This is a genomic window from Acinetobacter wuhouensis (genome assembly GCF_001696605.3).
Taxonomy (GTDB): Bacteria; Pseudomonadota; Gammaproteobacteria; order Pseudomonadales; family Moraxellaceae; genus Acinetobacter; species Acinetobacter wuhouensis.
Genome location: NZ_CP031716.1, coordinates 3,186,963 through 3,211,712, shown reverse-complemented (window position 1 = coordinate 3,211,712; position 24,750 = coordinate 3,186,963). Strand labels below are relative to the sequence as shown.

Here is a 24,750-nt window from a genome sequence, read left to right as displayed (position 1 = left end):
GGAGAGTATTTTAAACAAGTGTTGGGTACAATGTTGAAATGAGAAGAAAAATGCGAGATCAGTTTTGAAAATACGCCGAGTCCCCATTGCACTACGCTTATTCCTCACAGTTTTATTAACGACCTTGTTAATTACAACTGTGAGTTTGGGGGTATTGCATTGGACGATGCAGAAGAATTTTGCCAAATATGTTGCAGATGTTGAGATGCAGAAACTCGATCATTTGATTGAAAATTTGGCAGGGGTTTATGGTGTTTATCAAGACTGGGGTAATGCTGTTCAAGCACAAATTTTACAAATCGAGGGTGAAGCAGCGCCTGATGATTACGATAAGCTTTCTCGTTGGTGGTTACGTCGTCAGTATGATATTTCGTTACAGCAAAAATATTTTAAAGAACATACAGTTGTTAATTCTGTTGTTGCCAATGCAAATGTCGGGCAGGGGCAACTTGATCAAACTGAGCTAAAAATACTTGAAGAAAATTTACCTTCACAATACCAGCCTTTTGAAGGTCTTCGATTCCCTTTAAGTGCCAATCAAAATTTATTTAGACCACCTGCGGATCGTAAGAACTCATCGCAGAATACATCACAAAATTCGTCACAGCCTCGCCCACAAAGTGATAATCCGCCACCTAAAGAGTTGCCGCCCCCTGATACCATGCGGACTACTGGTGATTCTCAAAAAGGCAAAAAAATGTTCATTGCCATGCCTGATCGTCTTGGATTAAGTTCACGACTTTCACTGTATGATGTCAATCATCAATTTATTTTGGGCGAACCATCGAGTGAGCAAGTATCTTACCGTCCGATCACAGTGAATAATAAAGTGGTGGGTTATTTAGGTTTAAAACCAGTTTTAGATCAAGATGATGCACTCAGTATTAACTTTTTTAGTAATCAAACGCGTTATTTGGTTCTCATTTATATTTTGAGCTTTTTGACTAGCTTGGTGGCGGCATTATTATTGGCAACCTATTTTAAACAGCCAATTCAACGTTTATTGAACGCAACAAGAGAATTAACCAAAGGCAATTTTCAACATCAAGTGACTGTAAAACGTAATGATGAATTGGGTGATTTATCCAATGAGATTAATGAATTAGCCACAATTCTTGATCAACATGAAACTTCGCGTCGTCAGTGGGTTGCAGATACTTCGCATGAATTAAAAACGCCATTGGCAGTATTGCAAGCACAGATTGAAGCGATGCAAGACGGAATTCGTAAACCAACACCTGAGCATTTTGAAGCGATGTTACGTCAAGTCACCAGTCTGAAAAAATTGACGCAGGATTTAGCCGATTTAGCGCAAGCTGAAGCACAGCAATTGAAATGTTATTTTGCTGAAATTGACCCTTGGGCTGTGGTTTTGCAAGAGGTTGAAAATTTTAAACCAAAGTTTGAACAGGCGGATTTAAAAATTTCAGCAACAGGTGAACATGTAAAATTACAATTAGATATAGATCGTTTTAAGCAAATTATGGTCAACTTGTTGGGTAATAGCATTCGCTACACTGAAGCAGGTGGAGAAGTTCAAGTGCATACTATTCAAGATGCAGATTCATGGACTGTGATCGTGGATGATAGTCCACTGGGCTTAAGTGATGAGCAGATTGTGCGTTTGGGTGAACGTTTCTATCGTGTGGATGATTCACGTACACGTAGTACAGGTGGAACAGGTTTAGGTTTGGCGTTATCGGGTAAAATTGCCCAAGCTTTAGGTGGTCAATTGACGTTTGATCATTCACCACTCGGTGGTTTGCGTTGCAAACTGACATTTTCAAAACATACAAAAGTTTAAAAGGAAAAGCACAACATGAAGCATATCATGCTGGTAGAAGATGAAGTTGAACTTGCGCAGTTGGTGCGAGATTATCTAGAAGCAGCAGGCTTTGAGGTCAGTATGTTTCATGATGGTCAGGAAGCATATGACAGTTATTTACAGCGTAAACCAAGTTTGATGGTTTTGGATTTGATGGTACCTCGGATGGATGGTTTAACCATTTGCCGTAAAGTCCGTGAGCAAACAGACTTACCGATCATTATGGTGACTGCGCGAACTGAGGAAATTGATCGTGTATTGGGCTTAAATATGGGTGCAGATGATTATGTCTGTAAACCGTTTAGCCCTAAAGAATTGGTGGCGCGTGTTCAAGCGGTATTGCGTCGTTTAGAACGCAAGGCTGAACCTGAAGCCAATGATTTATTCCGTATCGATAAAGCACAACAACGTATCTGGTATCAACAAAAATCGTTGAATTTAACGCCAACTGAATTCCGTCTTTTAGAGCTTTTCCTCGAACATTTAGGTCAAGTCTATTCGCGTGCGCAACTTTTAGACCATATCAACCCAGACAGTTTTGATGTTGCAGACCGTGTTATTGATAGTCATATCAAGAACTTACGTCGTAAAATTTCGGAAGCAGCCGAAACTGGAAACCGCCATGAATGGGTACAAGCTGTTTACGGAGTAGGCTATCGCTTCGAGTATCCAGAAGATTAAAAAATTTACAATTTGAAATATGTTTTGTGGATAAACACAGGTTTATCCACAGTTTTTGTGGGTAAATGTTTATAACTTGTAATTTAATAGCTCAGAAATAAAACATATAAATAATATTTAAAGTATATATTCTCATTTGGAATAATAAATTTTGAGTCAAACTGGATTTATTCACCTAAACTTGGCTATGAATCGCTAAAACTTGTTTTTGTGCTTTAGTTAAAGTTTTCACGACTAAAGCATACGAGTTTTGGACAAGGTCTTCGATCAGTTCCTCTGTGATTTGTTCACCCTCATAGATTGAGATCCAATGTCGTTTATTCATGTGGTAGCCTGTATGGATAGATTCATACACATCTCTCAGCATTTCACCATGTTCAGGTTGTACTTTGAGGTTCACCATTTCTTTGCCATTTAAATCAAAAACCAGCATGAAGACTTTGCCCATAATTTTATACACATGGATGTCTTCGCCAAAAGGGTAATCTAACTCGGCTTTGGCTAATTGTGCTGCTATTTTTAAAGCAAACGCTTGAATATCATTGCCTGTCATCTTACCCTCACATTTAAAAATCGATCATTATGGAAAAATACTGATGAGTGTACCATCATCGACCAATTTCCAAATCTCGTCCATATCTACATTTCTAACGGCAATGCAGCCCCACGTCCAGTCATTTCGGGGTAAATAGGTCATGAGGCTAGGCAGTTTTTCAATTTGTGAAGTCGTCGCCGAGCCATGAATCATAATGTCACCCCCTGGGGAAACACCGAGTTGTTTGGCTTTTGCCTTATCCTGCGCATTTGGATAACTGACGTGGAGTGATTTATAAAATGCACTTTTCGGATTGCGCCAATCCAAGATGTATTGTCCTTCAGGAGTCTTGCCATCACCTTCTTTGACTTTATGCCCAATCGGATCAAAACCTAAACGCATTGGATAGGTTTGAATAATTTGACTCCGGTGCATGAGTTTGACTACACGATCTGTTTTATAGACTTTAACTTCTGTAATCGGAGTGTTTTGGCGAATCTGCGCAATATCTTGTTCTGATAAATTATGGACTGTAATTTCAGTTTGAGTTGTCGGCAGGTATTTCTGATATTTTTGATAGGCAAACGTACCTGCAATGCTGAATAAGCAAATCACGATAATGAGAAAGATAAAGTTTTTATTCATTTTGAGTTATAAACAATGTAAAACCATGTATTGTCTAAATTTTATTCATTTTAAATGCGAAAGCTGTGGTTGTTTTGTGATTGTGGATTTATCCTGTGGATAAGCACATGGTTATCCACAGAATTTGTGGGTAAGTTTGATGGATAATTAATGCTATTTTATTTCACTTTGCTTTGGATTTAGTTTCATTATTGATTATTCGCATCAAAGAAATTTTCAAACAGTAATGGATTTTCTTGTTTATTTTGAATGATGGAAATTTAACTTTTATTTTTAATGAATATTTTATGTGTTAAATGTTTATTTATGTAATAAATTTTGGCTGTTTATTTTGTGTGACGATTTTATGTTAGGTTTGCATACTTATTAGGTATTTTGAATAAGTATTTTATTATTATCAAAATATTAATATTTTTGTCTAAATTATGTTGAAATTTCAAGCATAAAAAGATATTTTTAAAAAGTTTTATATTTACAAAAAATTACTTTTGAATTCGTTCATAAAAAGGATATCTCATGTTATTGAAAAAAACATTGCTTGTGTTGATGTGTAGCTCGGCTTTGGTGGCGTGTGGAGGGGGAGGATCATCAAATGAAAATTCAAACGGTAGTGGTGGAACAGGTGGTGGTAGTGTTACTACACCGGCTTCGGATTTAGATAAAGCAAAACAATTAATTGAAACAACAAAAGCAATTATTTCATATTACGATGGTTTTCAAGATATTGCAGATAACTATAAGACACCTGTTGAAGTGATTAATAATACAGCTTCGGATTTAAGTCGTGGTGCTGACATTGTGCTTACTTTAGCAGAACTAGCACAAGAAGATTCAAAAGGTCAGGCAAAACAATATAATGCCGCAGAGTTGGAATTATTATTAAAAAATGATGCCATCCAAAATGATTATCCACTTGGGTACGACATAAAAAATAGCACATTACAGATACAAGTAAGTGGTAATTCTGTCAAAGTTACTGGTTCTGCGGATGTTGCCTACTGGGATGATTTTAAAGATTTAGATAATTGGGAATGGGGAAATCCTGACTGGTATACCAATAAAGACAACTTTATTTACGCCAATCAAGCAAAAGTAAATGTGACAAATTTTGTAGTTGAAGCCCCTTTTGTTGCAAGTCAAAGTACTTATAATTTCAAAATTGCAAATGGTGGCTCAATTGAAGTGACCAATTCAGCACAGCAAAAAGCTAAATTTAGCTTTACTGCTGACAGTACTGCTAAGTTGGTATATCCAGTAACTGACACTTTGGAAAACCAAGAGGCGGAACTAAATCAAGCGTCTTTACAGCTTAAAGGTTTAGTCTTTGAAAGTGCAGATGTGAAAGCAACGTTAAGCGAAGTTTCTTTTGACGCTAAAGCAGTTAAATTTAGCAATGGTCAATCGACCAACGAACAACTTATTCCATATAATTTGACATTGAAGGGGCAAGTTGCATATCTGCAAGAAGTATTAGATTTAGATGCTAGCATTAAATTAAATAATGATTTAACTAAAGTGATTGATATTAGCCAAGGTGAAACTAAACTGAACTTTATCAATGCAGACTTGGCAGTTAAGTTATCTGGTAAATTAAAAGGTGCCAATGCTGCTCCTACACCATTTAGTATCGATGTGACTGCGAAACGTGCTGAATATTTAAAAGGCATTGCAAATGTAGTGGTTGCTGTAGATAAAAATGCTTTGGATATTGCATTTGAATCACAAGATATTACTGTCGAAAAACCTGTGGTTGACAGTTTAATTAAGCATAAAAATGGTGCTTTTGTGCAAATTAATAATATTCGAAATTTCCAACAGGCTGACGTAAAAGTCGGTACGACAAGTTATGGAACGATTACTAAAACGTCTTCAGGTCAATACGCTGTTAAGTTCACTGATAATACTATTGTTTACATTACACCTTAATTTTAACGAGTGAGAAGAAGACAGCATGCGCTGTCTTCTTTTATATTAAATGAATAAAAACCTAATATTTTTAATGCTTTTACCGTCATTCTGTTTTGCTGAACAATCAGCGAAATTTTCATTGAATGCCGAATTATATAGTGATCCTGTTTCTGTACATGCTTTTTTGAATGATTGGGATAGCCCACGTTTGGAAAAAGGAAAGAATGCTTTTGCTTCAGGTAAAATGAAACTTGAAACTCAGCATGATCATTGGACGATGGGATGGGTTTGGTCGTATGACTATCAATTACGGTTTAGTGAGGATATGGCGAAGCTATATTATCAAATCAAAAATGATCAGCTTATTGATGCAAATTCAAATTATGCTTTGGAGCTAGAAGCTCAACATGTCGATACTGTAGGTGCAAGATTTGGCTATGATTGGGATATAAACTCTGATTGGAAGATCGTGACAGGATTAACCGCTTTGATCGGTCGGCATTATGTAGATGGTGAGTTTCAAGCACAAGGTCAAACAAGCAACATGCCTGAACTGATGGATCGGGTTAAGTGGTTAAATGGTCATTTAAACTATAGTTATGATGAACCTGCATTAAAAGAAGATGAACTTGGTTGGAATGGTCAAACCAATAAAGGTTATGGTTATGCCTTAGATCTGGGGGTGAAGGGTAAATTAGCTAAAAATTGGGATATTGCTGTACAAGCAGAAGATATTTTCAGTTATTTATATTGGGACAATGCACCATTTACAAAATATAGTATTCGTTACGATCAGAATAGCCGTCCACGTATGGACTTGGCAGGACAATTAAGTAAGACCAAGCAATACACCCAGAAGTTACCTTATAAAATCAGTTCTGAAATTACTTATTCTCGTAATGATCAACCATGGAGTTTAAGCTTAACAAGTTTTTCAAATCAGTATCTTACTTTGGTACAGATGAATGGTTTTTGGCAGTATGCTTCACTCAAATATGGGGTACACATTGAACCACAGACTCAATCTTTAGGCGTGTCTGTACAGCATAAAAACTTTGGTTTGAAATATTTAACAGATGATTTAGCGACCAATGATGCGCATCGTTTTAGTACATATTTATATGCGCAATATTTTTGGTAATTCATCATTCTGAATGTAAGCTTTATGGGTAAAGAGTGCGGAGTATAAACTCCGCTTTATTTTTAAGACGAACAACTTACCATCACTTCAGGATCATCACTTGGCAATGGTGCTAAATCTTCCGCTCGTTCTAACTCAGACTGCTTCGTGAATGGTCGACTAAGTAATTTAAATAAACGATCGACTTCTGAAAAATCATTGCGATCAGCCAGCTCAATCGCTTTTTGTGCCATGTGATTACGTAAAATATAGATGGGATTGGCTTTCGGCATTTCAGCATCTAAGGCGTCAATATCTTGGTTTTCTCGGATACTTTCAAATTGTGATAAGAAGCTTTCAAACTGTCTACGGTCAAGGCAATCATCTTTAATGGCTTCATATTGTTTATTCTGCAAACGAATAAAACTGTTGGTGTAGTCTAATTGCTCGCTTTGCAAAATTCGTAAAAATGCCATTGCGCAGTCAAAACTGTCTTTGTGAAAACTAGGTAAGCCCATTTTTTGACATAAACCATGCGTGTAATGTTCTAAAAATGTCGGTTCAAAATGTTCTAAGCAATCCGCAAGGTCTTTTTTAAATTGTTCTTTATTCTCGGGCGTTGCCAGTGGAATGAGATTATTCAACCAATTCCAAAGATTCCAGTGTGCGATACTTGGTTGATTTTGGTAGGTATAACGCCCATTATAATCACTGTGATTATTGATCCAATTTGGACGGAAACGTTCCATAAAACCGTAAGGTCCAAAGTCCAGTGTTGAACCCATAATATTTAAATTATCAGTATTCATCACGCCGTGAGCGAAGCCAACCAATTGCCATTTGGCAATCATCACTGCGGTGTTTTGAATGACTTTGGTGGCAAAGGCTAAAATTGGATTCTCAGTTTCCAAACATTCTGGATAGTGCCATTCAATACATTTCTCAGTGAATTCTTTGAGTAACTCAGGCTGATACTGATTAATCCATTCAAAATGTCCTAAACGAATATGGCAGTCTGAGGTGCGTAGCATCATTGCGCCAAGTTCTAACTTTTCACGTTGTACGCCTTGTTCCGAAGTTGTAAACCCTACTGAATTACTTGATGGTACGTCTAAAGCATTGAGGGCATGTCCTGCGAGATATTCACGAATCACAGAACGTAGAACTGCGCGACCATCACCCATACGAGAGTAGGGAGTCGAGCCTGCACCTTTTAAGTGTAGATCAATGGTTTGCCCTTGTTTATTCAAAACCTGTGCGATGAGTAAGCCACGACCATCCCCCAATTGTCCTGCCCATTGTCCAAATTGATGTCCTGCATAGACCATCGCCAAAGGGTGAAACTCGGGAAAGGTTTTTTGCCCGCTACAAATTTCAACCCATTCAGTTTTTTCTTGTTCTGACCATTGCAACTCATCTGCTAAAGCTACATTGAAATGTCCTGCTTTTGCACCTTTAAGTGGGGCAGGCATTTGTTCATGGTAGAATTTTGGATTGAGAGATGGATAGCGAGGATTGAATTTCATAACAAAACATCAAAAGGGCTTTGGTTAAACTATAACAAAGTTTGATGAAGTATGGGATGAATTCCTAGTGATTTAGTCGACTTAATCTACAATAAATAACTTCGCTCCATGTGCCGTTGATGAGCGATGAGCCTCGGCATTGTCTGCCACTTGATAGCTCATGCCAGCGCTGAGTGTAAAAGTTCGACCATCTTCAAGTTCAGTATGTAACTCACCCTCTAAGCAAAGCAGAATGTGTCCTTTATGGCACCAATGGTCTGCTAAATAATTTTCTGAATATTCGACAATGCGTACGCGAATATTATCAAATTGCTGAGTACGCCATAGTGCATAACCTTGTTCACCCTCATGACGAGTAGTTGAAATTTCTGCCCAATCGGTTGTGCCGAAAGGGATGTTATTTAGATTCATTTTGATTCTCTTATTTAATGTTGCTTTGTTCTATTCGTTCAAGGGCATTTTTATTGGATAACCCTCTCCTTGCAGACTCAGAATGACTTCTGAGGATCTTCATCTCCCAGAGGGAGAAAGAGGATTTTTAATGCTAAAAGAAAAGCTCCATTTCGGAGCTTTTCAATTGATGCAAATTTGATTAAGAAACAACGTTCTTTTTAATACCACGCATTAAGGTTTCTAAACGCTCACGGTGGAAAGCAAGTTTTTGTTCAACCAATTGGAAATCAACTTTGAGTTTGGCATCCATTTGATGAATTTTTTCAGCAACAGCAGCTTTTTTAGCTTGAATTTCTTGCTCTTTTAAAGCAGCCCAATCATTTAAAGTATGGGTAAATGCTTCATATTCTTGAGAGACTTTCTGCTTCATCGCTGCAATATCTGAGTTCACATCGTGACCATAGATCGCAAGATCTTGTTCAGCATATTTAAACTTCATTGCCAATTCAGCTTTTTTAATATTAAAGCTTGGAATACGGCGAAGATTTTTTGCCAAACCAACTTTAGAGCATGACCAGATGAGCCATTTTGTCGGATCGTACTGCCACCATTTCACACCATTACGGTAGTCGTATTGGAAAATATGGTGATAGTTATGATAGCCCTCGCCCCAAGTTGCAATCGCAAGGATGAAGTTATCACGTGCTGTATTTTCATCTGTATAAGGACGCTTGCCCCACATATGACATAGTGAGTTGATGAAGAACGTCACATGATGGCTAAAGATTAAGCGAAGTAAGCCACCCAATAATAATACGCCCCACATGTCTCCTACAGCCCAGCCGATTGGCAATAAAATGCCTGCATGAACTGCAATGACCAATGGAATGTAGTATTTGTCTTGGAACATCACGACTTTATCGTTTAATAAATCTGGTGCGTTTTTATAGTTGGCTTCAGAAGATGGATAGTTACGTAACATCCAACCAATGTGTGCGAACCAAAAACCGTTGTTGATTGAATACGGGTCTTGATCGACATCATCCACATGACGGTGATGGGTACGGTGACCAGAAGCCCAGAATAAAATACTGTTTTGTACAGCAAAAGTACCCATAATCATCAAAATGATTTTGAGTGGTAAAGTCGCCTCATAGGCACGGTGCGCCCATAAACGATGATAACCAGCAGTAATACCTAAACTACTGAGACCGAGTAAAACGAATAAACTAATCCAAGCTGCCGCACTAAAATCATGATGATAGGCGTATAAAGGGATCGCGATCATTGCAACTATAGGTAGAAATACCAATGCAAAAACACCGATCCAGTTTATTGGGGCTTTGGGTAGGGGAGCATTCATCTCCAACAGCACTCCTAAGAACCTTAATTAGGTTAAAGTTGAAAGCATAGCTTCAGTATTTTTCTAGGCTATACATTCATGGATTCTATCATGGGCGAACATGTGTTCACTAGCATTAGTGTACATCTGTATTGTATAAAACAGTAACAGAATAAAACATGAATTTTAAAGATTTAATCGAAAAAAATGAATGATTCAAAAGTATGATTTTTTTGTCAAAAAAGCATACAAATTTTAGTCATAGCTTTCTGGAAAAAGTCGTCGTTTAGACTGTTGATAATCAAGTAAAACAAGCTGAATCCTTGATGATTATTTAGTTTGATTCAGTGCCACTTGCATCATTTTAGGAAAATCGGTGATCAAACCATCAATTCCTAAATCACGTAATTTTTTTGCACGTTCAATATCGTTTACTGTCCAAATACTGATGGCTAAATCGGCATCTTGTGTTGCTTTGAGTAGTTGATCTGTGGCTAATTGGTTCATCCATCCAATTTGACAACATTTCAGTGCTAAAGCTTGTTCGATGGCTTTGTCTTGAATGTCATCTTCAATGAGTAAACCGTGTTTGAAATGACTATTTTGTTGAATCAAAGCTTGGTGGATTTTTAGATCGAAACTGGTGATTACAGCAGTGTTTTCAAAGCCTTTAAGCTGCTTTTCTAGTTCAATAACAAGTTTTTCAGCGTGTTCTTCTGTTTCAACCGCTTTGACTTCAACCTCGATATGTTCAAAGTCTTGCATGATATTCAGGCTTTGACGCAAAGTTGGTGTGATTTGTTTTTCCCAATCCATCCAAATATTGGCTTGGTTGTAGGCTTCGAGCTCTGTGCTTTTTAGATCATAGAGTTTTTGATCTGTTCCCGTAGTTCGAAGAAAATTGTCATCATGCATGATGATGAGTTCATCATCTTTGAGCTGTCGTACATCAAACTCGACTGCACGAATGCCTAAGTCATGGATGTATTGGAACCCTGCTAAAGTATTTTCAGGGGCTTCCCCACGTGCGCCACGATGACCAATGATTCTCATGATGAACTCTGTTTTGATTTTCCTTTCTGATTAAAAGTATAAGCTGAACATAACTACATATTGTATTGAAATGTTAGGTGAATTTTATGGCGAGAAGTTCCTCCCTTTTTTAAAGGGAGGTTAGGTGGGATTTTATTTGATTGTGAAATTTCTATTTTTTAGTTTCTTGGTAAAGTGCATCAAATCGTTTCATTAATATTCTTTTGCCAAAGTACCTCGCTACCACCTTCAGCGCGTTGTAATGTACGTGAAGCAACGAAGAACCAATCAGATAAACGATTGAGAAGTTGCAATGCAGTGGCTTGGATATTTTGGTCACGTGTATGTACGGTCATTAAACTACGTTCTGCACGACGGCAAACAGCACGTGCTTGATGGGTATAGCTACAGACAATTGTTCCAGCTGGAAGAATGAAGTCTTTCAGCATCGGTAAGTCTTCATTCATACGGTCAATTTCTTGTTCAAGAAACTCAACGCAAACAGGTTGTAGTAGGTTGTAGTTTGGAATACACACTTCACCGCCTAAATCGAACAACCAGTGTTGAATTAAGCTGAGTGATTTATCCCAAGTCGCTTTATCTTCAATTGTACTCATTGCAATTTGTGAACGTAATACACCGACAATCGAATTAAGTTCATCAACATCACCAAGTGCAGCAATGCGTAGATCATCTTTGGCTACACGTGAGCCATCACCAAGCCCTGTTGTTCCTGCATCACCTGTACGTGTGTAAATTTTACTTAAACGATGTCCCATTTGGATTCCTTGGAAGTTTTAAAACATAAATCTGAAATTAAAAAGGATAATGCCATAGTCATGACATTATCCTCAAAAGTTTTATACGTTTTAGAATGAGCGTTTAGTATTTAAATGTTACGCCTACAGAAGCTTGACGTCCTGAGTTGATATACCAATCTTTATTCGATTGACGTACTTCACGATATTCGACATCACCAACGTTTTGAATGTTTGTAAACACTTTTACATTCGGCGTTGCATTCCAATACGCATTTAAATCAACAGTCGCATAGCCTGGTACTCGTTTTGTATTGTTAGTATCTGCAAATGCTTTCGCACGCGCAATTAGGGCAGCACTGACACCATAAGTTCCATTTTCTAAACCAGTACTCAGTGTTAGTGTTTGACGAGGACGATAAGCAATTTCAGTATTGTCTTTTTCATTCTCAGTTTTTACATAAGCATAGGCTGTAGATAGGAATAAATCATCTTGATGCCATTTTACTTCTGCTTCACCACCAGTAAATTTGGCTTTAGCAATATTAATATTTTGGTAGACAGGGAAGGTTGTTACCCAATCACCATCACATGTTGCAATACAGGTAGAAGTAATTAAATTTTTAACCTTTGTATGATACGCAGAAATATTGGTGCTGATATTTGAGGTTAAATCGTAGTCAAATCCAAGCTCATATGATGTGCTTTCTTCTGGTTTTAACTGGTCATTACCACCCCATTGAGAATACATTTCATTCAAGGTTGGTGAACGGAAAGCACTACCAATGTTGGCGTATACACTGGCATTTGGTAAGAAATGATAACGTACAGCGCCTTGTCCTACGGTATGCGTACCAAAACGTTCATTATCTTCTACACGAATACCTGCTTGGGTATCAAACAAGTCGTTTTTAAATTGGTGTTGTAAATAATAACCTGTGCTTTCTACACTTTGATCATTATTTGTAATCGTATTGGTTTGATAATTTGCATCATTATAAGTGGCACCAACTAAAATATTTTGTTGTGGCGTAAATTTCCATTTTAAATTTAAGTCACCTTGATTATTTTCAGTATTATATTGAGAGCCATATGATGGAACATTTTGTTTATCTTGAACATTTGCATATTGTGCATTCAAAATTAAATCAGGCAAAATATTATAAGCAACTTTTGCATTGATCACGCGGTTCTCAAACTCACGTGGTGCAGTGTTAACGATATAGTCATTGCTAAAAATATTTGTACCTTTGTTTTCGCTAATTGAAGCTGACGCATCAATGAGGTTTTCTTGTGAATAACCAACTTTGGCATTGTAGCCTTTTTGGTCATAGCTGGCTTTTTCATTTTTAGGCTGGCTTTCAAAAATACGTGTGCCATCACTTTCTAAACGCTGACCACCAACTTGAGCGTAGAAGCCTTGCTCTGTAACAAAGTCTGCCTTTGCTATGGCTTTATAAGTATTATTTTCACCATAAATCCCAGTCACTTCTGCGCCAGATTTCACAGGTTTTTTTGAAAGAAGTTGAACCACGCCACCGATCGCATCACTGCCATATTGAACAGAGGCAGGACCTTTTAGAATTTCGATTTGTTGAACATCAGTTGTATCTAAAAATGCAGGGTATAAAGGACCTAATTCATTTTGACTATTTAGGCGCGCCCCATCTTTGAGTACCAATGTATGTACAGCTTTTGATCCACGGAGTGCAATTTCAGAAATTTGACCCATACCACCACTTTGTTTGATATAAACAGATGGGTCACGCTGAATGATGTCTGAAACATTGAGTAAAGGATTTTGTTCAATGGTTTTTTGATCAATTACAGTCAGTCGGACTGGAACATTTTTTAAACTTTCTTCCGAACGAGTGGCAGTCACAACAATAGGTGACAATTGGGCTGTCGTATCAGAAGATTGAGTTTCAGCAAAAGCAGTAGAAGATAACCCCATCGCAAGCGCGATAGCACCTACAAGTGTGGTAGGTTGAAAAATAGCAGACATGATATGCTCCATTCATTCACTCCCCGTGAATGATTGAGTTGAAGGGCACAACAAGCAGGTATCCGGACTTAAATATAAATCAATATGTTATTCAATATTGATTGGCAGATTCACCTTCCCACACAAGTGCAGTGGCGTTGTTCAATGGTCAGCCATTGACAAAATAATATGCTTTTCATTTTACCGTTGCGGGGGCAGTGTTGGTTTTTCACCAACTTCCCTAAGCCTAAGCTATAGACTTGTTGCATTTGTGCGCAGTATAAAGTTTGTTAACTGTATAAACAATGTAAAACAGATAATCATCTTGAACTTTAACGCAAGCTATGAAAATTGCTTTACAATGATTCGCCTTCAATATTTAAATTTGTATTGAAAATAAAGAACACATCCGAGTTAATGCTATGCGTACCCGTGCCAAAATTTGCGGAATTACCCGACCACAAGATATTCAGGCTGCTGTCCATGCGGGTATGGATGCGATTGGTCTGGTATTTTTTGAACCGAGTCCGCGTTATGTAAATATCGAACTTGCAACACAATTGGCGAAACTGATTCCGCCTTATGTCAATATTGTGGGGCTGTTTGTCAATGCAACAGCACAAGAAATTGCCAAGGTTTTAGAACAAGTTCCACTTGATGTGATTCAATTTCACGGGGATGAAACAGCAGAACAATGCCAACAGATTGCACACTATAATAAACGCCGTTGGTATAAAGCGATTCAGGTGAAACCAGATGCAACAAGTGTAGAAATAATTTCGACAATTCAGCAATATCAACAGGCTGGTGCGAGTGCTATGCTATTGGATGCATGGCATCCTGAACTGAAAGGTGGAACAGGGCATAGTTTTGACTGGTCACAGTTCCCCAAACTCGATATTCCTTTAATATTGGCAGGTGGTTTAAAACCTGAAAATATTGAAAATGCAATACAAACGACTCAAGCGTATGCAGTCGATGTCAGCGGTGGCGTAGAATCCGCAAAAGGTATTAAAGACCAACAACTCATAGAAAGATTTATGCAAGGAGTCCAACGTGGATCAACAAAGTAAGATTGACTATACCCAATTCCCAGATCAAAACGGGCATTTCGGTATCCATGGCGGACGTTTTGTGTCAGAAACTCTTATGGCAGCATTGGAAGATTTAGAAAAACTCTATTTCCGTATGAAAGATGATGCTCAGTTTTTGGCAGAATTCGACCGTGATTTAGCCTACTATATCGGACGTCCAAGTCCACTATATTATGCTGAGCGATGGTCGAAAGAGTTGGGTGGTGCGCAAATTTACTTAAAACGTGAAGACTTAAATCATACGGGTTCTCACAAGGTGAATAACACCATCGGTCAAGCTTTATTGGCAAAATTGTCAGGTAAGAAACGAATTATCGCAGAAACTGGTGCAGGTCAGCACGGTGTTGCGACGGCTACGATTGCAGCACGTTTGGGTCTTGAGTGTGTGGTATTCATGGGTGCTGAAGACGTGAAACGTCAAGCCATGAATGTGTATCGTATGCGTTTATTGGGTGCGACAGTTGTACCTGTAGAAAGCGGTTCAAAAACACTAAAAGATGCCATGAACGAAGCGATGCGTGACTGGGTGACTAATGTTGATTCTACATACTATGTGATTGGTACTGTTGCAGGTCCACATCCATATCCGCAATTGGTTCGTGATTTCCAATCGATCATTGGTCGTGAAGCACGTAAACAAATCCAAGAGCAAGCAGGTCGTCTTCCTGACGCACTGGTTGCCTGTGTAGGCGGTGGTTCAAATGCAATGGGCTTGTTCTATCCATTCTTAAATGATGAAGATGTGAAAATGTATGGTGTTGAAGCGGCAGGCTACGGCATCGAAACAGGTAAACATTCTGCACCACTCAATGCAGGTCATGTCGGTGTACTTCATGGTAACCGTACTTATTTAATGTCTGATGATCAAGGTCAGATTATTGAAACCCATTCAATTTCAGCGGGTCTGGATTATCCAGGTGTAGGCCCTGAGCACAGTTTCTTAAAAGATATGCATCGTGTGAACTATGTGCCAATCAATGATACCGAAGCACTACAAGGTTTCCGTGATTTAACCCATATCGAAGGGATTATTCCTGCATTAGAAAGTTCACATGCGATGGCATACGTGACTAAACTTGCGCCGACCATGGATAAAGATCAAATCATCATTGCGACTGTTTCTGGTCGTGGTGATAAAGATTTGATGACAGTTGCTCGTATTGATGGTGTAGAAATGGTTGAGATGTAATTCTCAATAAAATCATAAATAAAGCTCCTTGAAGGGGCTTTATTTTCATATCATTTAATTAAAGTCAAATGGCAAGCACAGCCCTAAATTATGCTGAGTAATCAAATAAATTTGCGTAGGCGATGCCTTACTTTTGACTGGGCAAAAGTAACAAAACCCTTTTGTTTCGTCAGGGGTTCATCCTAGAACCCCGACTCAACGGCGACATCCATGTCGCCTAACGCGATAGCACGATTCTATTTGACGTCCGATTCTGTGAGAACAGCTATATTTATAGGATGTAAATTTTAAGGATTTACATTGCATTTAACATTTGGTGTAGAAATGTCTAATTTATTCATTGTCATGCTTGGTGGCCGTCATGCACGTGCCAATACCGAAGTCCATGATGTTGTTTTGGCAGTGGGTGATTCTTTAGAAGAAATTACACCACAACTGAAACATGCATGGTTTGGTGAACAGCAAGGTTTACATATTGATGCATGGCATCAGCTACATGGTTTGGAGTTTGAAAATAAGAAGTATCAAATCCATTTTACCGATGCTCAGCCGAATAGCTCAGATGCTAAGTTGTGGCTGATTAATTTAGGTGGTTACGATGCTCTTGAATTCGGTGAATTACATCGCTACATTTTAGTTGTTGCTCATGATTCGGCAGAAGCTAAAATGAAAGGCAAACAACAATTTGCTCAGCATTGGCAAAAACCACATACCGATCGTGTCTTAGATGTAGATGATTGTATCGCCATTGACCATGTACATGGACGTTATGTGCAATTAATCGAGGGCGAGTTTGCACAAGGGTATTGGGAAAATACTTATTTAACCCTTTAAAATGAGTGAGTAAGAAATTTGGTTTCTTATCACTTAATAAGATAAGTATCTCAGAAAATCATCAATATCGTAATAAATGTGATAAAAACTCGCAAAGCCTTAGTTATTCATGCTTTCAACAAGGCTTATCAATAAAATCGCTATAAAATATGTAAAAAAAGCATTTCGCTGATAGATCAAATCTCGTTATATTGTGCATCGTTATAATGAAACTACTAGCTGTACGCCATGTATTTATATACTGATTTTGACCAACAATTGGTTAATGAACGTGTTGCACAATTCCGTGATCAAACGGAACGTTATTTAGCGGGTAAACTCACTGAAGATGAGTATCGTCCTTTACGTCTACAAAATGGTTTATACGTTCAGCGCTATGCGCCGATGTTACGTATCGCCGTGCCTTATGGTTTAATGAACTCTAAGCAATTACGCAAAGTTGCGGAATTGGCTCAGGAATTTGACCGTGGCTATGCGCACGTTTCTACACGTCAGAATATTCAATTTAACTGGCCTGCATTGGAAAATGTGCCAGATATGTTGCAAGAGCTTGCAACAGTTCAGATGCATGCGATCCAAACTTCAGGTAACTGTATCCGTAATACCACCACTGACCAATATGCAGGTGTGGTTGCAGGTGAAATTGCTGACCCACGTCCTACTTGTGAACTGATCCGTCAATGGTCAACTTTCCATCCTGAATTTGCATTCTTACCACGTAAATTCAAAATTGCAGTGTCTGCACTTGAAGAAGTGGATCGTGCAGCAACGTCATTCCATGATATTGGTGTGTATTTAACGCGCAATGAAGCAGGTGAGTTAGGCTATAAAATCAAAGTTGGTGGCGGTTTAGGTCGTACTCCGATTATCGGTTCTATGATTCGTGAATGGTTACCACGTGAAGAGTTGATTGCTTATCTTGAAGCAGTTCTTCGTGTGTATAACCTACATGGTCGCCGTGACAATAAATACAAAGCACGTATTAAAATTTTGGTAAAAGCATTAACCCCTGCGGTATTTGCTGAAAAAGTTGAAGCTGAATTTGCTGAAACGATCAAAACTTTAAAAGTTGATGCAGATACTTTGAAGAAAATGGATGAGGAATTCACACCATTTACGTATCAAAATTATGCAGATGAAGATTTCACTGCACAATTTGCAGAGCATCCAAAATTCAAGCAATGGTTCAATATTAATACCAATGCACACAAAGTTGCAGGCTATCGTATTGTGACGATTTCTCTGAAACGTGCAGGTGTTGCACCAGGTGATATGACCACTGAAGAAATGAATTTGATTGCTGATCTTGCAGATAAATACACTTTCGGTGAGCTTCGTACCACGCACGAACAAAACATTTCTTTGGTCGATGTACCACAGAAAGACTTGTTTGAATTGTGGCAAATTCTTGAAAAGAATAACCTTGCTCGTGCACATATTGGTTTCATTACCGATATTATCTGCTGTCCGGGTGGTGATTTCTGTTCATTGGCAAATGCGAAATCAATTCCAATTTCAGAAGCGATTTCACGTCGTTTTGATGACTTAGATACCATTTATAACCTTGGTAAAATTGATCTAAATATCTCGGGTTGTATGAATGCATGTGGTCACCACCATGTGGGTAATATTGGTATTTTGGGTGTAGATAAAAAAGGCGCTGAATTCTACCAAATCTCTTTGGGTGGAAATGCAGACCACGATGCTTCACTTGGTGACATCTTAGGACCATCATTCTCAGCAGAAGTGATTCCTGATATTGTGGATGAAATTTTGAATACGTATCTTGATCTTCGTAATGAGGGTGAAGAGTTTATCGAAACTTATCGTCGTGTCGGCATTCAGCCATTTAAGGAGCGTGCATATGCTTAATACAGCACTTCAAGTCCTCTCTAAAGATGGCACAATTGCAGATAATACTTATCAAATCATCGGTGAAGATGGTGTGTTACCACAAGGTGATGTGCTTCTGACTGTTGAGCAATTGGATCAAATTGGCAATGTTTCAGGTAAAAAAGCCTTATTTATTACTGTGGATACTTCTCCTGAAGTAAATCAATTTCCACTTGATCAGTTAGATGCAATCTTCATTGATTTTGCAGGCTTTAACGATGGTCGTGGTTATTCATTTGCTGCGTTGTTACGTCGCCAAGGCTATCAAGGCGAGCTTCGTGCAACAGGTGATGTATTTAAAGACGTTTTAAATTACATGAAGCGTTCAGGTTTCGATACTTTCGTGATTAAAGAAGGTAAAGATATTACTGAAGCAGCGGCAGGTTTGGGTGATTTTACCAACCCTTACCAAGCGTCGACTGCGGTTGCACAAGCAAGTTATCAAACGGGTGCTTAAGCCTATTTGACACTCAAGAGCCTGCATTAAGCAGGCTTTTTTATTTTTAAAAATTGATCATAAATTTATATATTTTATAGAGTTAACAATGCTCTATTTTAGTGCATAGTCATGTAGAATAAGGTCACCTAAGTTTAAGACTATAGGTTTATCGTTTTCGGAATATTCAAAATAAAAGTGAATATCTAATTTAAAATCTTAGGCATTCACTTTTATTTTTAGTCTTTTATTTCTAGCCCTTTTATTTTTAGTTTTTATTTAAAAGTGACCTTGTTTTTATGCAAAATTCTATTCGTGTCGGTATTGCGGGTTATGGCAACCTTGGGCGTGGTGTTGAAACTGCGATTCAAAAAAATCCTGATTTACAATTGGTCGGCATTTTCAGCCGTCGTGATCCTGCAACAGTTTCTCCATGCTTTGCTGAAACTCAAGTTTATGCAATGGATTCGCTAAGTGATTTCCAAGATAAAATTGATGTATTAATTTTATGTGGTGGCTCGAAAGATGATTTGCCACAGCAAGGTCCAATCTTGGCAAGCCAATTCAATACCGTAGATAGTTTTGATACCCATGCACGTATTCCTGAATATTTTGCGGCGGTGGATGCACCTGCATTAGCAAATAAGAAAACTGCGATGATTTCGATTGGTTGGGATCCAGGCATGTTCTCAATCAACCGTTTATTTGGTGAAGCATTGTTACCTGATGGCGAAACTTATACTTTTTGGGGTAAAGGTTTAAGCCAAGGTCACTCGGATGCGATTCGCCGTGTAGAGGGTGTGAAAGCTGGTGTGCAATACACCATTCCATCGACGGATGCGATTGAAAAAGTTCGTAGTGGCGCACGTCCAACGTTGACAACCAAAGAAAAGCATCAACGTGAATGTTATGTCGTTCTTGCAGAGGGTGCAGATGCAAAAGCGGTTGAGCAAGCGATCGTGACCATGCCTGATTATTTTGCAGATTACAACACCACTGTAAATTTCATTGATGAAGAAACATTGAAAAAAGATCACCAAAAAATGCCACATGGTGGTTTTGTGATTCGTAGTGGAAATACCAGTGATGAACAGAATCAAGTGATTGAATTTTCATTAAAACTTGACAGTAATCCTGAATTTACAGCGAGTGTTTTAGTGGCGTATGCACGTGCATGTTATCGCTTGAATCAGATGCAACAGTATGGTGCGAAAACAGCATTTGATGTTGCACCAGGCTTATTGTCAATGAAATCGCCTGAGCAATTACGTAAAGAATTACTCTAAGACATCATTGAAAACTGAACAGAAAGCCGAATGAAAATTCGGCTTTTTATTACCTCAGCGTCATTCTATTTCTCAGCCATCGTTCTATTTTTGCAATGTTGTATGTTGTAAAAGTAGCTATGTTCATGATTAGAATCTTTGCATAATAAAGCAAAGTCTATTTTCATGGTGAATGAAATGTTACATCAAACAACAGGTGATTTGTCCTTACTGAAAGGTTGGAATGCAACGCTGCCCAATACGGAAGTGATGCCTGTGCTGTTTCTTGGACATGGCTCACCGATGAATGCTATTCAAAGCAATGACTTTACCCGTTCATGGAATAGCATTGGTGCTGAAATGGAAACTCAACCCACTGCGATCTTGTGTATTTCAGCACACTGGCTCACGCAGGGTGGAACAGCAGTGACTGCAATGCAACAGCCGAAAACCATTCATGATTTTGGAGGTTTTCCGCAAGCGCTGTTCGATATGCAATATCCTGCATCGGGTAATCAAGCGTTGGTTGAAGCGACCACAGAAGCCATTCAAAGTATTCATGTGCATCATGATCATGATTGGGGGCTAGACCACGGGACTTGGGCAGTACTTTGTCATGTATTTCCAGATGCCAATATTCCAGTGGTACAACTCAGTATTGACTATAGCCAAGGTGCGCAATATCACTATGATTTGGCTAAAGAACTTGCTCAATTACGTCGTAAAGGTGTATTGATCGTTGCAAGTGGCAATATGGTACATAACCTGAGACAGGTTGCATTCGATAAAATCAATGATGAGTTTGGTTATGACTGGGCTTTAGAAGCCGATGCCAAAATGAAGAATTTTTTACTCGATCATAATCACCAGGCATTGATTGATTGGGATAAACAAGGGCAAGATTTCTTATTGTCGATTCCAACACCTGATCATTATTATCCAATGCTGTATGCATTAGGTTTACAAGAAGAGAAGGATGAATTGTCGATTTTCAATGATCGTGCAGTTGGTGGTTCATTGACCATGACTTCTTTTAGATTGGATCAGCGTTAATTTTCAATACCTAAAAATTAATGATTGAAAAGGTGAATAATAATTCGCCTTTTTGTTTTTTAATTGAACTATGATTCTTGCTGAGTCTTTTGCGACGACTTTATTTTATTGAAAATGATGATCGTACTATTCCTTATATCAAACTCAAGCTAAACTTCAGCCACTAAAATTTGAACTATAAAGATAATGTCTGAATTGTTTGCAAAAATTAATCCTGGGGTGTTCTGGTTACTGATCGCGATAGCAACGGATGTGTTATCGACTTTCTATTCTGCTAAAGGCAATGGTTTGGTCAATAAGCTAGATCAAGGGATTGCTTTGGTTTTATATATTATTTCATTTGCCTGTGCAGCCTATGCTTTGAAATTTATGCAAGCGGGGATTCTCTACGTTTTATGGTCTGGATTGGGCGTGATTGCGACAGCACTTTTAGCCAAAGCATTTCTTGGACAGAATATTGATTTGGCAGGTTGGGTGGGGATTGCTTTTATTACTATCGGATTAACCATTATTGCGCAGTTTTCCAATATTGATGTTTAAGCCGAATGATTACTTCAAATACTTAAACATCAAACATTGCCGTACTTATTGAAAATTGAGGCGCATTTAAAATAACGGTGTATTTAAAAATTTATAGAAAAATGCTGTGCCAAGTGATGGTTCTAAAATCATAGGAAATAAGAAGCCATACACAGCACCTGCAATATGCGCACGATGGTCAATCAACGGTGAGCGTCCTGAACGTATGGCATAGAAGCTATAACAGAGATAAATCGTGGCAAAAATAATTGCAGGAATCGGGATGAAATAAAGGTAAAGAATACCCCAAGGATTAAACAACACCGCACTGAATAAGACGGCATTGACCGCACCTGAAGCACCTAAACTACGATAGGAGTTGAGATTACGGTTATGCAAATAACTTGGAATTGCCGCAATAATAATGGCACTACAATAGAATAGGACAAAGCCCATACCACTCAGATAACCACGGAAAAAGAACTCAACATTTCGCCCAAAGAAATACAGGGTAAACATGTTAAAAAATAAATGCATACCATCATTATGAATAAAGCCATGTGTCAAAAAGCGATCATATTGACCATGTTTAATCGCTGAAATATTGAAAATCAAACGATTCATCACATTGCGTTGTTGCCATGCCACCATTGAAATCCCAATGGTGATGAGAATAATCAGAACGGTATGAGTAAGACCTGTGATCATATTGTTATAAACACATTCATTATAGATTGGATGCAATATAACCGATCTTAATGTAATTCAATAGGCTATATTGCAGAATGTATTAATCGTGATACCAAGTTTATGCTTCACTGAGTTGGCAGTTGATCATCCATTTAATCCCGAATTGATCTGTGAACGCACCATACAGCGCACCCCAAAATGTATTGTCCAAAGGCATTTCAATTTGTCCATTGACAGACAGTTCTGCATACAAACGTCGCGCTTCTTTTTCCTCATGTGGTTCTAAGTTGATCGAAATGTAGTGATTTGTCCCTTGGCTAAAAATGCTGTTAGGTGCACAAAATTGATCATTCACATCGGAAGCCATCAGCACCGTGAAATCATTGATCGGTAGTGAAATATGTAAGATATAATTTTTTTCTTGCTCGGAAAATGTCACGCCATCTTCTTGTGGCAGTTCGCCATAACGAGTCAAGTAGCTGAACTCTCCGCCAAAGACAGATTTATAAAAGTTAAATGCGGCTTCGGCTGTTCCTTGAAAGTTTAAGTAATGATTGAGTTGCATGATCAAATCCATTTTGTTACTTAGATCTGATTAATTTAGCAGTTGAATACTTAAAGCTTGATGAAAATTTTGTTGTTTATTGAATCATTTTAGCTATTTTTTATTGCACTCAATGAGCACAACAGTAATTGCTGTTGAAAATTTGAATTACAATCTAATGTTACGTGGTTGAAAAGAGTCATCTATATTTAAAATTTTTTTAATTCTCCTTAGCAGAGTCTTACATGGAAAAGTTTTGATTTTCGGACTAGCCTGCGGCTCGCCTTACTTTTGTTTTGGCAAAATGAGCAGTGAAACTGCGCAAGGAAACCATCTTGCGGACTCAAAATATATTTTGAGGATCCTCACCGCAAAACTCGTCGACCACCACCTCTTGATTAATACATCGCAGAAACATTAACTTATAGATCTTGCGCCATAACTGGCTCATGCCTCAAACACGTTGCGGATGACGTTTCCGCGTATCTAACTTTTTCGAGGTGTAAAATTCGATTTTGATGCTACTTGGTAACATTAATTACAAAGATTTATCTTGTTTCTTTTCGAGCTTTAAGTCTTGCGCATTGGCATATTCATCTAAGTCTTCATTGCGAGAAGGGCTTTGGGCTTCAGGGCGATCTACAAAACCAATTTTTGGTACAGGGATTTCGATCTGATTTTCCACAAAACGATTTTGAATCAATTCATGAATTTCATCTTTGACTTGTAGATAGTTACTTTGTTTACACCATAGTGCAAAAAGAATCTCAATAGAGGATTCAGCAAAGGAAGACACGGTGACACGTGGTTTAGGGTCAGCGAGTACCAGTGAATAATCATTGGCGAGTTCGATTAAAACTTCACGGACTTTATTAATGTCTTCGGTAAAATTAATTGCAACTGTGATGGAAAGTCGCCGTATTGGAAATTTAGATAGGTTATGTACAGGTGCTCGGATCAATTGCTCATTGGGGAGACGGACATAGACATTGTCCATGGTCAGCAGTTTGACTGAAAGTAAATCAATCGAGATGACTTCACCCTCAATGGTATGTCCACGAATCAGGGTGATCTGAATAGTATCGCCAATTTCAAAGGAACCTTCACCAATCAAGAATAGTCCGCTGATCAAGTTGGAAGCAGAAGTCTGCGAGGCAAAACCCAAGGCAACCGTTAAAATCCCTGCTGCACCTAAAAAGACACTGAGTTTAAAGCCAGCTTCTTTTAAGCTTGCCATGACAAAAATCATGAAAATAAAGTAAAAAATACCGCGTCGCCAAACCAAGCGTTGATGTGCATTAAAACGTACACCGATGGTTCGGATAAAGGTATTGGATACCACACGAGCCAGTATAAAACCGACAAAACCGAGAACCAGTGCAACCGCAATTTCGCTTAAACGATCGACATTGATATTGGTAAAAATGCCTTTTAGGCTTTGAGCGATGTCTTTGGGGATGTTGGAATCAGCCATATTTACCTCA

At 38.3% G+C, this 24,750-nt stretch carries 23 protein-coding genes and 1 riboswitch; of the genes, 12 read left to right on the top strand and 11 right to left on the bottom strand.

Features of this window, described 5'->3' with window-relative positions:
- Positions 1–64: 64 nt before the first annotated feature.
- Together baeS and BEN71_RS15935 are read left to right on the top strand one after the other, a co-directional pair.
- The gene (baeS, locus tag BEN71_RS15940) at positions 65–1,804 is read left to right on the top strand and encodes a sensor histidine kinase efflux regulator BaeS (protein ID WP_068973295.1); all 1,740 of its coding nucleotides are present in this window, start codon (positions 65–67) and stop codon (positions 1,802–1,804) included.
- Positions 1,805–1,819: 15 nt separating this feature from the next.
- Positions 1,820–2,506 (top strand): response regulator, encoded by a 687-nt coding sequence (locus BEN71_RS15935; RefSeq protein ID WP_068973296.1) that lies wholly within the window; start codon positions 1,820–1,822, stop codon positions 2,504–2,506.
- A 175-nt stretch (positions 2,507–2,681) separates the two neighbouring features.
- Here the strand turns inward: BEN71_RS15935 and BEN71_RS15930 are convergent, their stop codons facing one another.
- Entirely contained in the window at positions 2,682–3,059 is a 378-nt protein-coding gene (locus tag BEN71_RS15930) for an MmcQ/YjbR family DNA-binding protein (RefSeq protein WP_068973297.1), read from the bottom strand.
- Positions 3,060–3,086: 27 nt separating this feature from the next.
- A complete protein-coding gene (locus BEN71_RS15925) occupies positions 3,087–3,686 on the bottom strand; it encodes a L,D-transpeptidase family protein (protein ID WP_068973298.1) in 600 nt (199 codons plus the stop codon).
- A 516-nt stretch (positions 3,687–4,202) separates the two neighbouring features.
- On the opposite strand from BEN71_RS15925, the gene BEN71_RS15920 reads away from it, so the two are divergent.
- Both BEN71_RS15920 and BEN71_RS19260 read left to right on the top strand, forming a co-directional pair.
- Positions 4,203–5,612 (top strand): hypothetical protein, encoded by a 1,410-nt coding sequence (locus tag BEN71_RS15920; protein WP_068973299.1) that lies wholly within the window; start codon positions 4,203–4,205, stop codon positions 5,610–5,612.
- A gap of 49 nt (positions 5,613–5,661) precedes the next feature.
- Positions 5,662–6,735 carry a porin family protein gene (locus BEN71_RS19260; RefSeq protein ID WP_068973300.1) on the top strand — a complete coding sequence of 358 codons (1,074 nt, stop codon included), beginning with the start codon at positions 5,662–5,664 and terminating at the stop codon, positions 6,733–6,735.
- Between the two features lie 62 nt (positions 6,736–6,797).
- Here the strand turns inward: BEN71_RS19260 and BEN71_RS15910 are convergent, their stop codons facing one another.
- From BEN71_RS15910 to BEN71_RS15885, 6 genes are all read right to left on the bottom strand, one after another.
- A complete protein-coding gene (locus BEN71_RS15910) occupies positions 6,798–8,240 on the bottom strand; it encodes a protein adenylyltransferase SelO (RefSeq protein WP_068973301.1) in 1,443 nt (480 codons plus the stop codon).
- 81 nt (positions 8,241–8,321) lie between these two features.
- Complete coding sequence (locus BEN71_RS15905; RefSeq protein ID WP_068973302.1) at positions 8,322–8,651, bottom strand: DHCW motif cupin fold protein; 330 nt, start codon at positions 8,649–8,651, stop codon at positions 8,322–8,324.
- Positions 8,652–8,832: 181 nt separating this feature from the next.
- Complete coding sequence (locus BEN71_RS15900; RefSeq protein ID WP_068973303.1) at positions 8,833–9,996, bottom strand: acyl-CoA desaturase; 1,164 nt, start codon at positions 9,994–9,996, stop codon at positions 8,833–8,835.
- 309 nt (positions 9,997–10,305) lie between these two features.
- Positions 10,306–11,028, bottom strand: a complete 723-nt coding sequence (locus BEN71_RS15895) for a glycerophosphodiester phosphodiesterase (RefSeq protein ID WP_068973304.1) — start codon at positions 11,026–11,028, stop codon at positions 10,306–10,308.
- A gap of 179 nt (positions 11,029–11,207) precedes the next feature.
- Positions 11,208–11,786 carry a cob(I)yrinic acid a,c-diamide adenosyltransferase gene (locus tag BEN71_RS15890; protein ID WP_068973305.1) on the bottom strand — a complete coding sequence of 193 codons (579 nt, stop codon included), beginning with the start codon at positions 11,784–11,786 and terminating at the stop codon, positions 11,208–11,210.
- A 103-nt stretch (positions 11,787–11,889) separates the two neighbouring features.
- Positions 11,890–13,782: a TonB-dependent receptor plug domain-containing protein gene (locus BEN71_RS15885; protein WP_068973306.1), complete on the bottom strand. Its 1,893-nt coding sequence runs from the start codon at positions 13,780–13,782 to the stop codon at positions 11,890–11,892.
- A gap of 24 nt (positions 13,783–13,806) precedes the next feature.
- Positions 13,807–14,028: riboswitch (cobalamin riboswitch) on the bottom strand.
- Between the two features lie 143 nt (positions 14,029–14,171).
- Here BEN71_RS15885 and BEN71_RS15880 point away from each other — a divergent pair.
- The 8 genes from BEN71_RS15880 to BEN71_RS15845 all read left to right on the top strand — a co-directional run bounded on the left by BEN71_RS15880 (position 14,172) and on the right by BEN71_RS15845 (position 22,053).
- Positions 14,172–14,822, top strand: coding sequence for a phosphoribosylanthranilate isomerase (locus tag BEN71_RS15880; RefSeq protein ID WP_068973307.1), 651 nt, complete (start codon positions 14,172–14,174; stop codon positions 14,820–14,822).
- The gene (gene trpB, locus BEN71_RS15875; protein WP_068973308.1) at positions 14,806–16,032 is read left to right on the top strand and encodes a tryptophan synthase subunit beta; all 1,227 of its coding nucleotides are present in this window, start codon (positions 14,806–14,808) and stop codon (positions 16,030–16,032) included. Before BEN71_RS15880 ends, trpB begins: the two co-directional genes overlap by 17 nt.
- A 324-nt stretch (positions 16,033–16,356) precedes the next feature.
- Positions 16,357–16,866, top strand: coding sequence for a DUF1543 domain-containing protein (locus BEN71_RS15870; protein WP_068973330.1), 510 nt, complete (start codon positions 16,357–16,359; stop codon positions 16,864–16,866).
- A 228-nt stretch (positions 16,867–17,094) separates the two neighbouring features.
- Positions 17,095–18,738: a nitrite/sulfite reductase gene (locus BEN71_RS15865; protein WP_068973309.1), complete on the top strand. Its 1,644-nt coding sequence runs from the start codon at positions 17,095–17,097 to the stop codon at positions 18,736–18,738.
- Positions 18,731–19,216: a DUF934 domain-containing protein gene (locus BEN71_RS15860; protein ID WP_068973310.1), complete on the top strand. Its 486-nt coding sequence runs from the start codon at positions 18,731–18,733 to the stop codon at positions 19,214–19,216. Before BEN71_RS15865 ends, BEN71_RS15860 begins: the two co-directional genes overlap by 8 nt.
- Positions 19,217–19,494: 278 nt before the next feature.
- The gene (locus BEN71_RS15855) at positions 19,495–20,481 is read left to right on the top strand and encodes a diaminopimelate dehydrogenase (RefSeq protein ID WP_068973311.1); all 987 of its coding nucleotides are present in this window, start codon (positions 19,495–19,497) and stop codon (positions 20,479–20,481) included.
- 165 nt (positions 20,482–20,646) lie between these two features.
- Positions 20,647–21,513 (top strand): 4,5-DOPA-extradiol-dioxygenase, encoded by an 867-nt coding sequence (gene ygiD, locus BEN71_RS15850; RefSeq protein ID WP_068973312.1) that lies wholly within the window; start codon positions 20,647–20,649, stop codon positions 21,511–21,513.
- A gap of 186 nt (positions 21,514–21,699) precedes the next feature.
- The gene (locus BEN71_RS15845) at positions 21,700–22,053 is read left to right on the top strand and encodes a DMT family transporter (protein ID WP_068973313.1); all 354 of its coding nucleotides are present in this window, start codon (positions 21,700–21,702) and stop codon (positions 22,051–22,053) included.
- 66 nt (positions 22,054–22,119) lie between these two features.
- Here the strand turns inward: BEN71_RS15845 and BEN71_RS15840 are convergent, their stop codons facing one another.
- The 3 genes from BEN71_RS15840 to BEN71_RS15830 form a co-directional block, all read right to left on the bottom strand.
- Positions 22,120–22,740, bottom strand: coding sequence for a rhomboid family intramembrane serine protease (locus BEN71_RS15840; protein WP_068973314.1), 621 nt, complete (start codon positions 22,738–22,740; stop codon positions 22,120–22,122).
- A gap of 100 nt (positions 22,741–22,840) precedes the next feature.
- Complete coding sequence (locus tag BEN71_RS15835; protein ID WP_068973315.1) at positions 22,841–23,287, bottom strand: VOC family protein; 447 nt, start codon at positions 23,285–23,287, stop codon at positions 22,841–22,843.
- 517 nt (positions 23,288–23,804) lie between these two features.
- Positions 23,805–24,740, bottom strand: a complete 936-nt coding sequence (locus tag BEN71_RS15830) for a mechanosensitive ion channel family protein (RefSeq protein WP_068973316.1) — start codon at positions 24,738–24,740, stop codon at positions 23,805–23,807.
- Positions 24,741–24,750: the final 10 nt, after the last annotated feature.

Excerpts from the sequence above, each read along its gene's own strand:
- BEN71_RS15935 (WP_068973296.1), top strand. The coding sequence starts at position 1,820 with ATGAAGCATATCATGCTGGTAGAAGATGAAGTTGAACTTGCGCAGTTG.
- BEN71_RS15930 (WP_068973297.1), bottom strand. The coding sequence starts at position 3,059 with ATGACAGGCAATGATATTCAAGCGTTTGCTTTAAAAATAGCAGCACAA.
- BEN71_RS15925 (WP_068973298.1), bottom strand. The coding sequence starts at position 3,686 with ATGAATAAAAACTTTATCTTTCTCATTATCGTGATTTGCTTATTCAGC.
- BEN71_RS15920 (WP_068973299.1), top strand. The coding sequence starts at position 4,203 with ATGTTATTGAAAAAAACATTGCTTGTGTTGATGTGTAGCTCGGCTTTG.
- BEN71_RS19260 (WP_068973300.1), top strand. The coding sequence starts at position 5,662 with ATGAATAAAAACCTAATATTTTTAATGCTTTTACCGTCATTCTGTTTT.
- BEN71_RS15910 (WP_068973301.1), bottom strand. The coding sequence starts at position 8,240 with ATGAAATTCAATCCTCGCTATCCATCTCTCAATCCAAAATTCTACCAT.
- BEN71_RS15905 (WP_068973302.1), bottom strand. The coding sequence starts at position 8,651 with ATGAATCTAAATAACATCCCTTTCGGCACAACCGATTGGGCAGAAATT.
- BEN71_RS15900 (WP_068973303.1), bottom strand. The coding sequence starts at position 9,996 with ATGAATGCTCCCCTACCCAAAGCCCCAATAAACTGGATCGGTGTTTTT.
- BEN71_RS15895 (WP_068973304.1), bottom strand. The coding sequence starts at position 11,028 with ATGAGAATCATTGGTCATCGTGGCGCACGTGGGGAAGCCCCTGAAAAT.
- BEN71_RS15890 (WP_068973305.1), bottom strand. The coding sequence starts at position 11,786 with ATGGGACATCGTTTAAGTAAAATTTACACACGTACAGGTGATGCAGGA.
- BEN71_RS15885 (WP_068973306.1), bottom strand. The coding sequence starts at position 13,782 with ATGGAGCATATCATGTCTGCTATTTTTCAACCTACCACACTTGTAGGT.
- BEN71_RS15880 (WP_068973307.1), top strand. The coding sequence starts at position 14,172 with ATGCGTACCCGTGCCAAAATTTGCGGAATTACCCGACCACAAGATATT.
- BEN71_RS15870 (WP_068973330.1), top strand. The coding sequence starts at position 16,357 with ATGTCTAATTTATTCATTGTCATGCTTGGTGGCCGTCATGCACGTGCC.
- BEN71_RS15865 (WP_068973309.1), top strand. The coding sequence starts at position 17,095 with ATGTATTTATATACTGATTTTGACCAACAATTGGTTAATGAACGTGTT.
- BEN71_RS15860 (WP_068973310.1), top strand. The coding sequence starts at position 18,731 with ATGCTTAATACAGCACTTCAAGTCCTCTCTAAAGATGGCACAATTGCA.
- BEN71_RS15855 (WP_068973311.1), top strand. The coding sequence starts at position 19,495 with ATGCAAAATTCTATTCGTGTCGGTATTGCGGGTTATGGCAACCTTGGG.
- ygiD (WP_068973312.1), top strand. The coding sequence starts at position 20,647 with ATGGTGAATGAAATGTTACATCAAACAACAGGTGATTTGTCCTTACTG.
- BEN71_RS15845 (WP_068973313.1), top strand. The coding sequence starts at position 21,700 with ATGTCTGAATTGTTTGCAAAAATTAATCCTGGGGTGTTCTGGTTACTG.
- BEN71_RS15840 (WP_068973314.1), bottom strand. The coding sequence starts at position 22,740 with ATGATCACAGGTCTTACTCATACCGTTCTGATTATTCTCATCACCATT.
- BEN71_RS15835 (WP_068973315.1), bottom strand. The coding sequence starts at position 23,287 with ATGCAACTCAATCATTACTTAAACTTTCAAGGAACAGCCGAAGCCGCA.
- BEN71_RS15830 (WP_068973316.1), bottom strand. The coding sequence starts at position 24,740 with ATGGCTGATTCCAACATCCCCAAAGACATCGCTCAAAGCCTAAAAGGC.